The sequence below is a fragment of the Yimella sp. RIT 621 genome (assembly GCF_004146205.1).
GTDB classification, from domain to species: domain Bacteria; phylum Actinomycetota; class Actinomycetes; order Actinomycetales; family Dermatophilaceae; genus Yimella; species Yimella lutea.
In genome coordinates this window covers 25,787-39,175 of the sequence record NZ_SEIP01000015.1, presented here as the reverse complement: position 1 = coordinate 39,175, position 13,389 = coordinate 25,787, and the positions used below count along the sequence as shown (strand labels likewise).

The window sequence follows — 13,389 nt, the reverse complement described above, 5'->3', positions numbered from 1 at the left end:
GATGAGCATGCCGTTCTACGTCTCGCCCGAACAACTCATGAAGGATCGGGCCGACTACGCGCGCAAGGGAATTGCTCGTGGGCGCGCGGTGGTCGTGCTCGCTTATGAAGGCGGCATCGCGTTCGTCGCCGAGAACCCCAGCCGAGCACTGCACAAGATCTCCGAGATCTACGACCGGATCGCCTTCGCGGCGGTCGGCAAGTACAACGAGTTCGAGAACCTACGGGTGGCCGGGGTCCGGTACGCCGATCTGCGCGGGTACTCCTACGACCGTTCCGACGTCACCGCCCGAGGCCTGGCCAACGCGTACGCGCAGACGCTCGGCACGGTGTTCACCCAGGAGTCGAAGCCGTACGAGGTGGAGATCGTGGTCGCGCAGATCGGCGCGACGGCGGACGACGACCAGATCTACCGCCTGATGTACGACGGGTCCGTCGCGGACGAGCACGGGTACGTCGCCATGGGCGGCGGCGCAGATCGGATCTCCGCCGGACTGGAGCAGGAATGGCGTCCCGACCTCGACCTCGGCGGCGCACTGCAGTTGGCGGTGCGGTTGCTCGGTGTCGATGCCGAAGGTAATCCGCGAGAACTCACCGCCGACCTGCTCGAGGTGGCGGTGCTCGACCGCAGCCGCGAGCGTCGCACCTTCCGACGCCTGCCCGTACCTCTACTGCGCGAATTGCTCAGCGCCCCGCAGGCCTGATTTCTCCCGAAGCCCGGTCACGATCCGTGGGTTGTTCGATGCCTGCTGGCATACTTCGGAACCGGCGCACAGTTCGGCGCCTAATGATTTTGGAGGGGGCGCGTCAGCTTTTGGCGGTCGAAGCACGCAGGACCACAGGTCGTTCGACGGAATCGGTGACGGACGCCGGCGAACTCCTCAGCGAACCCAGCATCTCCCCGCCCGGGCGCTCCGGTCTGCGGGGCAATGCGCTGGTCCGCTTGTTGCCGTACCTGCGCCCGTACCGCACCCGGATGATCGTCATGTTCATCGTCGCGCTGGCCTCCATCGGCAGCACGATCGCGATCCCGCTGATGACGCGGGCGGTGATCGACGGCCCGGTCGCGCACAACGACGAGCGCGGTCTGTGGATCCTCGGCGGTAGCGCTCTCCTTCTCGGTGTCGCCGAAGCGGCACTGTGGATGATCCGCCGGTGGCTGGTGCAGACCGCGAGCACCGGCGTCGAGAACGACATCCGCCAGCAACTGCACGCGCGCCTGCAGGTGCTGCCGATGAGCTTCCACGGCAGTTGGCAGTCGGGCCAATTGCTCTCCCGGGTGATGAACGACCTCGGCATGATGCGTCGCTTCATCGGCTTCGGGTCGGTCCTGTTGATTCTCAACGTGATTCAGGTTGTGGTTGTCACGGCGATCCTGCTCGGGATGTACTGGCCGCTCGGTCTGGTGGTGCTGATCTCGATCGGGCCGGTGGTCGGCGCGAACCTGCACTACGAGCGCCAGTTCAGCAAGGCCTCCCGTGCCGCTCAGGACCAGACCGGCAACGTCGCCACACAGGTCGAGGAGGCAGCGCTCGGCCTTCGCGTCGTCAAGTCGTTCGGACGCGAGCAGTACATGTTCGACCGATTCGACACCCAGGCGACCGAACTGCGTGAGATCCAGTTGCGCAAGGTCAAGATCATGTCGCGGTTCTGGACGCTGCTCGAAGTCATCCCGACCGCCACGCTGGTGATCGTGCTCGCGATGGGCGCCCATGCCGTCGGCAACGGCGACATCACGCTCGGCACGCTCGTCGCCTTCATCACCTTCATGCTCAACCTGGTCTGGCCGATCGCCGCCCTCGGCTTCCTGCTGTCCATGCTGCAGGAGACCGTGACCGCGGCAGACCGTGTCGCCGAGATCTTCGACACGCCACGCACCGTCGAGAGCGGCACGAGCGACACCCGCATCACCGGCGGCCGGCTCGAACTGCGCGATGCAGGGTTCCGGTTCCCCGACAGCGACGAATGGGTGCTGCGTCATCTGAACCTGGTGGTCGAGCCGGGGGAGACGGTCGCCCTTGTCGGCGCGACCGGCTCGGGCAAGTCGGTGTTCACCGGACTGATCCCGCGCCTGCGCGACGTCACCGAAGGCGCCGTGTTGATCGACGGCGTCGACGTACGCGAGCTTCCGTTGCCGGTGCTGCGCAAGGTCGTTGCGACGGCGTTCGAGGATCCCACGCTGTTCTCGATGTCGGTCCGCGAGAACCTCACGCTCGGCAACCCGGACGCGACGCCACAACAGATCGACGCAGCGATCCAGGTCGCTCAGGCGGAGTTCGTGCAAGACCTTCCGTTCAGCCTCGACACCCGCATCGGCGAGCAGGGGATGAGCCTGTCCGGTGGGCAGCGGCAACGGCTCTCGCTCGCTCGTGCGGTGCTGGCCGATCCGCGCATCCTCGTGCTCGACGACACGCTGTCCGCGCTCGACGTGCACACCGAGGCGTTGGTCGAGGAAGCCTTGCGCCACGTGCTCGCCGACGCGACCGGAATCGTTGTCGCACACCGTGCCTCGACCGTCCTGCTCGCCGACAAGGTGGCGTTGCTCGAGCACGGCACGATCACCCATGTCGGATCTCATACCGAGTTGTTGGCGACCGTCCCGCAGTACCGCTACCTACTGGCGGCGGACGACGAACTCGATCCCGATCTCGAGCACGACGAACCCTGGCAGACCGATGAACGACGTGAGGCGCGCGACGAGGTCGTCCTCGCCGGACGAAGCCGTGACGTCGAATCCGACGACGATCGCGAGGGACGCCGATGAGCACCGACACCGACCAGAAATCAGCCGGCACCACACCCGAATCGATCGAACAGGAAGCTGCCTCCTGGCGTGGCCGGATGGCAGAACAACAGCAGGACGACGTCGAGAAGAACGCCGAACGCGGTCAGGCGAAGGCGCTGCTGTGGGACCTCCTTCGTCCGTACCGCCGCCTCGTCGCGGTGCTCGGCGTCGCCGTCGTCATCGAGAATGCAGCACGCCTCGCCGTGCCGCGTCTGGTGCAGATCGGTGTCGACGAGGGAGTGCCGCCGCTGCAGCGCTCCGGCGACTCCAGCGTGCTCACCCAGGTCGTCATCGCCCTGCTGATCGCACTGGTTCTCCAGGGCTGCTTCCGGATGTTGTTCATCCTGCAGTCCGGGCGCATCGGCCAGAACGTGCTGCTCGAACTACGCCGCCGCGTCTTCAAGCACTTCGGCAAGCTCGACGTGTCCTTCCACGACCGGTACACCTCCGGCCGGGTGGTCAGCCGCTCGACCAGTGACGTCGAAGCCATCCAGGAGATGCTGGAGAACGGCTTCGACGGCCTCATCACCGCAGTCCTCACCCTGGTCGGCACCTCGATCCTGCTGGTCACCCTCGATCTGCGCCTGGGCCTGGTGTGCCTGATCAGTTTCCCGTTCCTGATCGCGCTGTCACTGTGGTTCCGCCGCGAGTCGGCGAAGGCGTACCGACTGGTGCGTGAGATCTCGGCGCTGGTCATCGTGCAGTTCGTGGAGTCGATGACCGGCATCAAGGCCGTCCAGGCCTACCGTCGCGAACCCCGCAACCAGCAGATCTTCGGTGACCTCGCCGACCGCTATCGCGACATCAACATCCGCACCATGCGCCTGATCGCCATCTTCATGCCCGGCGTGAAGCTGATCGGCAACCTCACGACGGGCGTGGTGCTGCTGTACGGCGGCTACCTGGCGATGCACGGCGAGATCACCATCGGCGTGCTGACCGCGTTCCTGCTCTACCTGCGGATGTTCTTCGAGCCGATGCAGGAGATCACGCAGTTCTACAACACCTTCCAGTCCGCGACCTCCGCGCTGGAGAAGCTCGCGGTGGTGCTCGACGAGAAGCCGGCGATCGGCGACCCGGAGCAGCCGACCGAGCTCACCGACGTCCGCGGCGAAGTGGAGTTCGACGACGTCCACTTCTCCTACGTCGAGGGACGACCGGTGCTTCCCGGGCTCGACCTGCGCGTCCCGGCCGGACAGACCGTCGCGTTGGTCGGTACGACCGGTGCGGGAAAGACCACGATCGCCAAGCTCATCGCCCGGTTCCACGACCCCGATTCCGGACGCGTCCTGCTCGACGGCCACGACCTGCGCGATCTGTCGCAGACCGACCTGCGCCGTCATGTCGTGATGGTGACCCAGGAGAACTTCATGTTCGAGGGCACCGTGGCCGACAACATCCGCTTCGGACGTCCGGACGCGACCGACGAACAGGTGCGCGAAGCGGCCGCAGCCGTCGGCGCCGACACCTTCGTGGACGCCTTGCCCGATGGCTTCGCCACCGATGTCGCCAAGCGCGGCGGACGACTGTCGGCCGGCCAGCGGCAGCTCATCGCGTTCGCGCGGGCGTTCCTCGCCGACCCCGACGTGCTGATCCTGGACGAGGCCACCTCTTCGCTCGACATCCCCAGCGAACGGCTGGTGCAGCAGGCATTGCAGACGATCCTGGCCGGCCGGACCGCGCTGATCATCGCCCACCGACTCTCCACGGTCGAGGTGGCCAACCGGGTAGTCGTTCTCGAACACGGGCAGGTACTGGAGGACGGTCCGCCACGCGACCTCATCACCCGTGAAGGCGGCCGGTACGCGTCCCTGCACCAGGCCTGGATCGACTCGCTCGCCTGACGCTGCCGCCCGACGACGGTTTCGGCCGGGGGTGCGACGGTTCCGTACTCGCGGCGCGGAATCCAGCACGGAGCGGAGCGAGCGTGAGCGTCGGGACGAACGGCGGCGGGACTGACAAGGACTGATCCGCGTCTGAGTGGATTGCCCGGCAGCGCGTAGCTGCCGGGCCGTTGGCGCGTTCAGCGTTCGCGCAGCCGGGTGGTGATCAGATCGGCTTCGTCGGTGGGGGAGAGACCCGCATTCCTGGGCCGGCCCGGACCCGCTCGTAGTTCCCAGGCGAGGGTGTCGGTGAAGGTGTCGGCCAGCGGCCGCACCTCCAGACCCACCTGCCGGGCCGCGCCGGCGTCGACGCTCATCATGCCGGCGAGTTCGGGCCAGGGCACCCACAGCGGTAACGAGCGCTCACCCATCCACGGGGAAACTGCGTGCGCCTGCAGCCAATCCGGCGGCACCGCAACGAGATCCGCAGTGTGTCCGGCGACCCGACGAGCGGTCGCGAGCACGGCGTGCAGCGGGACGGACGGTCCGGTCGCGTTGAAGACACCGGTCGTGCCGTCCTGCGCACAGCGCACCAGCCACTTCGCCAGGTCGCGAACGTCGATCAGTTGCACCTTCGCGTCCGGTACGTGGGGGACAAGCACCTTGTCGTCCGGGCGGGACGGATGGGCAAAACGCAGCGACCAGTAGCCGGTGCGGTCGGTGGTGTCCTCCGGTCCGGCCAGCAGACCGGCCCGGGCGATGAGGTGCGCTTTCGGGAAGGCCTGTGCGACAAGGCGTTCGCAGGTCACCTTGCCCGCACCGTACTGCTCGGGCGTCCAGTCGTCACCGTGCCACGCCTCGAGCAAGGCGGCACTTTCGTCAGCGCCGATGGCCTCGGGACCGACCCGCTCGTAGACGTTGATGGTGGAGACGAACAGCCATCGATAGGCACGGCCGCTGAGCGCGTCCAACGCTGTGCGGACATGCAGCGGGTCGCGGGCCACATCGATCACCGCGTCGAACTCGCCGATGAGGCCGTTGTACCCGTCCGGTGTGCTCCGCTCGCCCCGGACGAGTTCGGCCCCGTCGACCACCGACCCGCTCGCGCCACGGGCGAGACAGACCACCTCATGACCGGCGTCGAGTGCAGCCCTCGCGGTTGCTCGTCCGAGGAAGGCCGTACCGCCGAGGATGAGGAGTCGCATGACCCCATGTCAGCAGGCTTTCGTCCCACTGACCAGGATGTTTCGCTTTCGGCGCACAGCGCGCGTCCGACACCCGTCTAGGGTCGGAGCATGCAGCGGCGCATCTTTGGCATCGAGACCGAGTACGGCGTGACGTGCACCTCCGGCGGGACGCGCCGGCTGACGCCCGACGAGGTGGCGCGCTACTTGTTCCGTCGTGTGGTCAGCTGGGGACGCTCGAGCAATGTCTTCCTCGGCAATGGCGCCCGTCTCTACCTCGACGTCGGAAGCCACCCCGAGTACGCCACCGCGGAGTGCGACGACATCCGCGAGGCGGTGATCCAGGACAAAGCGGGGGAGCGCATCCTGGTCGATCTCGCGGTCGACGCCCAGGAGCGCATGGCCGAGGACGACATCCGCGGCGACATCTACATCTTCAAGAACAACACCGACTCGGCCGGCAACTCCTACGGATGCCACGAGAACTTCCTGGTCTCGCGGCACGGCGACTTCCAGCGGGTCTCCGAGCACCTGATCCCGTTTCTGATCAGCCGCCAGATCACCTGTGGCGCAGGCAAGATCGTCCAGCTCGGCAATCGGGCGGTGTACGCGGTCAGCCAGCGCGCCGACCACATCTGGGAAGGCGTCAGCAGCGCGACGACCCGTTCGCGCCCGATCATCAACACCCGCGACGAACCGCATGCCGACGCCGAGCACTACCGGCGGCTGCACGTGATCGTCGGCGACAGCAACATGTCGCAGACCACCACACAACTGAAACTGGGATCGGCCCACCTGGTGCTGCAGATGATCGAGGAAGGCATCCCGATGCGGGACATGAGCCTCGACAACCCGATCCGCGCCATTCGCGAGATGAGCCACGACATCTCCGGCCGCACGCTGGTGCGTCTCGCCAACGGAAAGGAGATCTCGGCGCTCGCCATGCAGACCGAATACTTCGAGCGGGCAACGGCATTCGTCGAACGGCAGGGCATCAGTGACGAGACCACCAAACGGGTGCTGGACCTGTGGGGCCGGACGCTGACCGCGATCGAGACCGACAACCACTCGCTGGTCGACACCGAGATCGACTGGGTGATCAAGAAGAAGCTGCTCGACCAGGTCGCCACCAAACACGGCTACGACCTCGATCACCCGCGCATGCTGCAGCTCGACCTGACCTACCACGACATCAAACCCGGACGCGGTGTCTTCGACATCCTGCAACGGGCCGGTCGGGCGGCCACGATCTGCACCGACGACGAGATCACCGCGGCGGTGACCACGCCGCCGCAGACGACCCGCGCCAAGTTGCGCGGCGACTTCGTCCGGGCGGCCCAGCAGCATCGCCGCGACTTCACGGTCGACTGGATCCACCTCAAACTCAACGACCAGGCGCAACGAACGGTGCTGGTCAAGGACCCGTTCGCCAACGAGGATCCGCGGGTGACCGCGCTGATCGAGGCGATGGGCTGAGCCGGGCTGACAGCCCCCGCACAGTCCCGCCGGTTATGGTGGACCGTCCGACAGCCGACAACACGAGGTATTTTCGCGTGCGCCGTAACACCCGCCTGCTCACCGTGGGCGTCCTTTCCACCACCTTCGTTCTCGCAGGGTGCGGCGACGACTCGGCCTCTAACAAGAGCAGTTCGCCGACGTCGTCCAGCGCAGCGACCAGCAGCGCCGCCAAGCCGCTGACGGTCTCGCCCGACAAAGTGACGCCGATGACGGCGATCAAGGTCGACGAGAAGAACCCGAAGGCGCCCAAGCTGACGCTCGCCACCAAGCCGTTCCAGGCCAACCAGACGACCGCACGTGTGGTGAAGAAGGGCAGCGGTGCGGCGGTGAAGGCCACCGACATCGCCTATGTGAACTATCTGGCGGTCAACGGCACCAACGGCAAGGAACTGCTCAGCACCTACGGGAAGGACGACGTCGCCGTCGTCCTCAACGACAAATCCCAGTTCCCGGGCTTCGTCAAAGCCCTGACCGGCAAGCCGGTGGGTACCGTGATGGACGTCGCGATCCCGCCGGCCGATGGTTTCGGTGCACAGGGCAGCCAGCAACTCGGGATCACCGCCAACGACACGCTGATCTTCCGGATGACGATCACCGGTGCGTCCGCCGTGCTCGACAAGCCCGCGGGCACGACCGTCGCCCCGAAGAAGGAGCTGCCTGCGGTTGCGGTCAGCGACGGCAACCAGAGCAAGAAGCCGGCGACGATCACCATGCCGAAGTCCGGTGGCAAGGTCGCCGCCGCACCGAAGTCGCTCGTCTCACAGGACCTCATCACCGGCAAGGGCCGCAAGGTCGTCGAAGGTCAGACCGTCAAGGTTCGCTACACCGGAGTCGTCTGGGGCACGGGCAAGGTCTTCGACAGTTCGGCGAAGAACGGCGGCGCGCCTGCCGACTTCCCGCTGCAGACCGCGTCGGCGACCAACCCGCAGGGTCTGCTTCCCGGGTTCGTCAAGGGCCTGGTCGGCAAACCGGTCGGCAGCCGTGTGCTGCTGGTTCTGCCGCCCGCCGAAGGCTACGGCGCGCAGGGTCAGCCGGCGGCCGGCATCAAGGGCACCGACACACTGGTGTTCGTGGTCGACATCCTCGCCGCACTCTGACCCCACCCATCCCTTTCCACGTCAGGAGAACAGTCATGCCGTTCGACCCGAACACCACCAAGCCCGAGATCGACTTCCCGGGTGACAACCCGCCGGCCGAACTCCTCATCGAGGACATCACCGAAGGTGAGGGCCGTACCGCCGAAGCCGGCGACATGGTGAAGGCGCACTACGTCGGCGTCGCTTGGTCGACCGGCGAGGAGTTCGACGCATCCTGGAACCGCGGCGCACCGCTGGACTTCCAGGTGGGAGTCGGTCAGGTCATTCAGGGTTGGGACCAGGGCATCGTCGGCATGAAGCCGGGCGGCCGCCGCAAGCTGACCATCCCGCCGGAGCTCGGCTACGGCGCTCGCGGTGCCGGCGGCGCGATCGGACCGAACGAGACCCTGATCTTCGTGGTCGATCTCGTCGCGGCGAGCAAGCCCGGCGCGGGAAGCGCCTTCGGTCTGCGCTGAGATCCGCGGGCACAGTCCCCAAGAATCCGCGTGAGTTTCGGCCCTTCGCCCAGCCCGGCGAAGGGCCGAAACTCACGCGGATTTGTCGTGATCAGGTCAGTAGAGAAGCGGCGTACCGTCCCGCGGCAGCAGCCGCGAGGAAGGACGCCGCGTCGTCGTCCATTCCGCGTCCCATCGTGCGCATCGCGACCGGGCTCGAGTCGAGTGCCTCGCGCAATCCCTGCACCGGGACGTCGATACGGCGTAGCCGTCCGTCGGACTCCCGGACGAGGTCGTCGGCCTGACGCGAGACCTTCGCCCCGAAATCGTCGCCGATCACCGGCACGGGCAGATCCGCCGGCACGAGCGCAACGCGCGTGTATGCCGTGCGGCTGTGGTGGGAGATGCCGTGGTGCCTCTCGCGAGCATCGCCCTCGGAGACCCGCAGCGACGCGATCGGACGACCGCCGAGCGTGTACGCGGCGTTCAGTGCCTCACCCGCAGATGTGCCGGAAAAGCCCCAGCGGGTGCCGGTGCCGAGGTTGCCCGGTCCTTGAGCCACGACCACCACGTCGGCGCCGAGCACATGCCGGGCGGCGAGCAGCCCGGTGTGCACATTGACTGCCTCGAGATCGCCGCCGAACGCCTGCCCGACGGTCACCACGCCGGAAAGCCAACCGGCGTCGCGCAGGCCGCTGATCGCCCGAGAGAATGCAGCCGGAAGAGCGCCGCCGTCCGTCATCACATATGCAACGTCGAGTTGAGGTCGAGACTCTCGTAGGCCGGCGACAACCGCGGGAACGGCGGAGTGAAGGTCGGCAGTGATGACCGGTACTCCGCCCAGGTCGTCTGCGTCACGCAGCAGTTCGTGGTGCGGGCTCTCCTGCTCGTCAACGCCGAGAACCATCGTCTGCAGGGGCGTGTAACGCGCCTTCATGATGTGGCCGTCGCCGGCTGCCGGCACCGGCGGCAGACGGTCGGGGAGTGCGACCACCAGGGCGACGCCGCCCGTCCCGAGTCGGCGGTCGACGGCGTTCGTGTTCAGCAGGACCCGGTCACCCACGGCGGGATCACCGACCAGGTCGATGTATGCGAGCGCAGCGACCTCGACCCCGTCGTCCGGCAGCTGCACGGTCAGTTGTTGCGCGCTCGACCAACGGGAGCCCAGCCCGACGACGACACCACTTCGCCACGTGATCACGCTCGTACACTAGTGCGATCCGATCCGATAGCGTCGGACGCATGAGCGCCCCGACTCCTGCCGCCAAGACCGAGCGGTTGCTCAACCTGGTGATCTGCCTGCTGTACACCCGGCAGCCGTTGTCCAAGCAGCGCATCCGCCAGGCGGTGCCCCAGTACGGGTCCGCGAGCAGCGACGAGGCATTCGACCGCATGTTCGAGCGCGACAAGGACGAACTGCGTGACCTCGGCATCCCGCTGCGGATCGAGGTCGTCGACCCACTGTTCGACGACGAGACCGGCTACCGGATCGACCGCCGCGAGTACGCCCTTCCCGACATCCACTTCGAACCCGACGAACTCGCCGTCCTCGGACTGGCCAGCCGCACCTGGCAGCAGGCCAGTCTGGCCGGGCCCGCGGCGAGTGCGCTGCGCAAGCTCGAGGCGGCCGACGTCAAGCGTGACGAGGGCACGCTCGTCGGCCTGGAGCCGCGTGTGCGCACCGCGGAGCCTGCTTTCCCGGCGATGAAGGACGCCGCGCTGGCCCGCCGCCAGGTCGACTTCGGCTATCGCAAACCCGACGGCACCGTCGGACGACGCAGGCTGCAACCGTGGACGGTCACCAACTGGCACGGCCGCTGGTATGTCGCCGGCTTCGATCTCGACCGCGAGGCGCCCCGGGTCTTCCGGCTCGGTCGGGTCGACGGTGCGGTGAAGACCGTGGGAAAGCCTGATGCCTACGAGGTGCCCGCCGACCACGACCCGATCGCGATGATCCAGGGCAGCGAGGTCGAGCGGGAGCCGCAGCCGGCGATCCTGCACGTCCGCACCGGCAGCGGCAACGCGTTGCGCCGCCGGGCGCGGACCGCCGGCGAGGTCGACGACACGTGGACCCAGATCGACATCGACTACACCGACACCGAGATCTTCGCCGAACAGATCGTCGGCTACGGCCCTGCCGTCCGGGTCATTCAACCCGCCGATCTGCGAGACGCCGTCATCCGACGACTCCGAGCGATCCTCGAGCCCGACCGAACCACCGACCAGGAGCGCTGATGGCCGCCGAGAGTGCGACGACCCGCCTGTCCCGACTGCTGACGATGGTGCCGTGGCTCATGCACCGGCAGGGCATCGACATCGAGCAGGCCGCCCGCGAACTGGACGTGACACCCGAGCAGGTCGAAGCCGACCTGAACCTGCTCTTCGTCTGCGGCACGCCTGGTCACATGCCCGACGACCTCATCGAGGCCGAATGGGACAGCGGAAAGGTGTTCGTCGGAAACGCCGACACGATCGCGCGACCGCTGAGGCTCGGGGTCGACGAGGCGCTCGCGCTGATCGTCGGCCTACGCACGCTGGCCGCGGTGCCAGGACTGGGGGCGCGGGACGCGATCGACCGCGCCCTTGCCAAACTGATCGACGCTGCCGGCGACGTGTCGGCCGCGTCCGAGCGGGTGCGGATCACCACCGGCGACAGCTCGCAGACTGCGTGGCTGGCCGACGCCCGGCAGGCGATCGCGGACAAGCGCCGGCTGCGGTTGCGCTACCTGGTCGCTGCCCGCGACGAGAGCACCGAGCGGGACGTCGACCCGATGCGCGTGGTGTTGATGGACGACCACTGGTACCTCGAGGGCTGGTGTCACCGGGCCGAGGATGTGCGAATGTTCCGGCTCGACCGCATCGAGACCCTGGAGGTGCTCGACCAGGACGGCACCCCGCCGGCGCAGGCACAGCCGCGTCAGCTCGGTGATTCGGTTTTCTCGCCTGGTTCGGACGCGGTCCCGGTGACCCTCGAACTGCAACCGCAGGCGTCCTGGGTGGTCGACTACTACCCGGTCGACGCAGTGGACCGCGCGGACGACGGCACCCTCACCACCACGCTGCGCACCACCGACATGCACTGGGTACGCCAACTGGTCTGGCGGCTCGGCGGAGCGGCTCGCGTGGTCGAGCCGGCGCAGCTGCGGGAGTCCGTCGACCGGGGTGCTCGCGAAGCACTTGCCGCGTACGGCGGGTGAGAGGGTGAGCGGCGCCACCGTCGCGTAGAGTTGGCGCCGTCCCGAGATGGGCACGTCCGAAGCGTGCCCACACACTCCCTGGAGGGAAACCGACATGTTCCGAGGCGCGTTCCAGCCCTGGCACCTGCTCATCCTGGTCCTGGTCGTCGTCGTCGTGTTCGGCTGGAAGAGGCTTCCGGACGCCGCCCGCTCGCTGGGTCGCTCGGCCCGCATCCTCAAGAGCGAGGTCGATGAGATGAAGGCCGAGTCGTCGGCCTCGAAGCAGACGGTCAACGGCGAGACCGTCCGCGACGAATCGGTCCAGGACTCCGAGGAGCGGCTGAGGAACCAGACCCACAACTCCGGTGGATCGCACGCTGCTGGCACTCAGCCGCAGGCCGGTCACCCGGACGGCTTCCCGCAGCGCGACAGCCAGAACGGCACCGCGTCCAACTGACGCGCTGAACCCGCTTCCCGAACTCGACGACCTCGATGGCACTGCTGCGTCGTAAGGACAATCCGGAGGCCCGGATGTCCTTGGGCGAACACTTCCGCGAATTCCGTCGGCGTGCCCTGGTGGCGGTGCTTGCGCTCGTGGTCGGCGCGGTGGTGGGTTGGATCCTGTTCGACCCTGTCGATGTACGCCTGGGTGGGGTGACCTTGAAGAACGAAGGCATCTTCCAGTGGCTGAAACGGCCGTTGACCCAGGTGGCCGCCGGGCGCCCCGATCCCAGCCTGATCAACCTCAACTTCGGTGGGCAGGGCGTCACCAGCGCGTTCGAGATCAAGCTGAAGATCGCCATGTGGGTGGGGCTGATCCTGTCCAGCCCGGTGTGGCTGTGGCAGATCTGGGCCTTCCTCGCTCCCGGCCTGACCCGCAAGGAGAAGCGGCTGTCGATGGTCTTCCTCGGGTCGGCCGTGCCGCTGTTCGCCGCGGGTTGCTGGGTCGCCACCTGGGTGCTGCCGAACGCGGTGAAGTTCCTGCTCGGCGTGACACCCGGCGACGCCGTCAACTACCAGGACGGCAGTGCGTACATCACGTTCGTCACCCGTTTCATCCTGGTGTTCGGTCTGGCCTTCCTGCTCCCGGTCTTCCTCGTCGCGTTGAACGCCGTCGGTGTGCTGCCGGCGAAGGTCATGCTCAAGGGCTGGCGGGTCGCGGTCATGATGATCTTCGTCTTCGCCGCGATCATGAGTCCCAGTCCGGACGCCTGGTCGATGCTCGCACTCGCCTTCCCGATGGTCGGGCTCTTCTACCTCGCCGTCGGCATCGCCGCCATCCTCGACAAGCGGCGTCAGAAGAAGCGTCCGGAGTGGCTGGACGTGTCGGACGACCACGCCTCCACCATCTGAGCGGAGCGCCGAACTAGTCT

The 13,389-nt window shown here is 67.3% G+C and carries 12 protein-coding genes; 10 read left to right on the top strand and 2 right to left on the bottom strand.

Features of this window, described 5'->3' with window-relative positions; genetic code table 11:
* Position 1 precedes the first annotated feature (1 nt).
* The 3 genes from prcA (at position 2) to EU513_RS13550 (ending at position 4,628) form a co-directional block, all read left to right on the top strand.
* Entirely contained in the window at positions 2–703 is a 702-nt protein-coding gene (gene prcA, locus EU513_RS13560) for a proteasome subunit alpha (protein ID WP_129626824.1), read from the top strand.
* A gap of 155 nt (positions 704–858) precedes the next feature.
* Positions 859–2,763, top strand: a complete 1,905-nt coding sequence (locus EU513_RS13555; protein ID WP_240796063.1) for an ABC transporter ATP-binding protein — start codon at positions 859–861, stop codon at positions 2,761–2,763.
* 77 nt (positions 2,764–2,840) lie between these two features.
* Positions 2,841–4,628 carry an ABC transporter ATP-binding protein gene (locus tag EU513_RS13550; RefSeq protein ID WP_129626882.1) on the top strand — a complete coding sequence of 596 codons (1,788 nt, stop codon included), beginning with the start codon at positions 2,841–2,843 and terminating at the stop codon, positions 4,626–4,628.
* Between the two features lie 179 nt (positions 4,629–4,807).
* On the opposite strand, the gene EU513_RS13545 is transcribed toward EU513_RS13550, so the two are convergent.
* Positions 4,808–5,812, bottom strand: a complete 1,005-nt coding sequence (locus EU513_RS13545; RefSeq protein WP_129626820.1) for an NAD-dependent epimerase/dehydratase family protein — start codon at positions 5,810–5,812, stop codon at positions 4,808–4,810.
* A 90-nt stretch (positions 5,813–5,902) separates the two neighbouring features.
* Between EU513_RS13545 and pafA the strand changes: the two genes are divergently transcribed.
* The 3 genes from pafA (at position 5,903) to EU513_RS13530 (ending at position 8,861) form a co-directional block, all read left to right on the top strand.
* Positions 5,903–7,267, top strand: coding sequence for a Pup--protein ligase (pafA, locus tag EU513_RS13540; protein ID WP_129626818.1), 1,365 nt, complete (start codon positions 5,903–5,905; stop codon positions 7,265–7,267).
* 77 nt (positions 7,268–7,344) lie between these two features.
* Positions 7,345–8,406, top strand: a complete 1,062-nt coding sequence (locus EU513_RS13535; RefSeq protein WP_168990283.1) for an FKBP-type peptidyl-prolyl cis-trans isomerase — start codon at positions 7,345–7,347, stop codon at positions 8,404–8,406.
* 35 nt (positions 8,407–8,441) lie between these two features.
* Entirely contained in the window at positions 8,442–8,861 is a 420-nt protein-coding gene (locus EU513_RS13530; RefSeq protein ID WP_129626814.1) for an FKBP-type peptidyl-prolyl cis-trans isomerase, read from the top strand.
* Between the two features lie 91 nt (positions 8,862–8,952).
* Here the strand turns inward: EU513_RS13530 and EU513_RS13525 are convergent, their stop codons facing one another.
* The gene (locus EU513_RS13525; protein WP_129626812.1) at positions 8,953–10,041 is read right to left on the bottom strand and encodes a DUF3866 family protein; all 1,089 of its coding nucleotides are present in this window, start codon (positions 10,039–10,041) and stop codon (positions 8,953–8,955) included.
* A 41-nt stretch (positions 10,042–10,082) separates the two neighbouring features.
* On the opposite strand from EU513_RS13525, the gene EU513_RS13520 reads away from it, so the two are divergent.
* The 4 genes from EU513_RS13520 (at position 10,083) to tatC (ending at position 13,369) form a co-directional block, all read left to right on the top strand.
* A complete protein-coding gene (locus EU513_RS13520; RefSeq protein ID WP_129626810.1) occupies positions 10,083–11,075 on the top strand; it encodes a YafY family protein in 993 nt (330 codons plus the stop codon).
* Positions 11,075–12,037, top strand: coding sequence for a YafY family protein (locus EU513_RS13515; protein WP_129626808.1), 963 nt, complete (start codon positions 11,075–11,077; stop codon positions 12,035–12,037). The genes EU513_RS13520 and EU513_RS13515 overlap by 1 nt, the downstream gene beginning before the upstream one ends.
* Before the next feature lie 94 nt (positions 12,038–12,131).
* Positions 12,132–12,473 (top strand): Sec-independent protein translocase subunit TatA, encoded by a 342-nt coding sequence (tatA, locus tag EU513_RS13510; protein ID WP_129626806.1) that lies wholly within the window; start codon positions 12,132–12,134, stop codon positions 12,471–12,473.
* A gap of 35 nt (positions 12,474–12,508) precedes the next feature.
* Positions 12,509–13,369 (top strand): twin-arginine translocase subunit TatC, encoded by an 861-nt coding sequence (tatC, locus tag EU513_RS13505; protein ID WP_240796061.1) that lies wholly within the window; start codon positions 12,509–12,511, stop codon positions 13,367–13,369.
* The last annotated feature ends 20 nt before the right edge of the window (positions 13,370–13,389 follow it).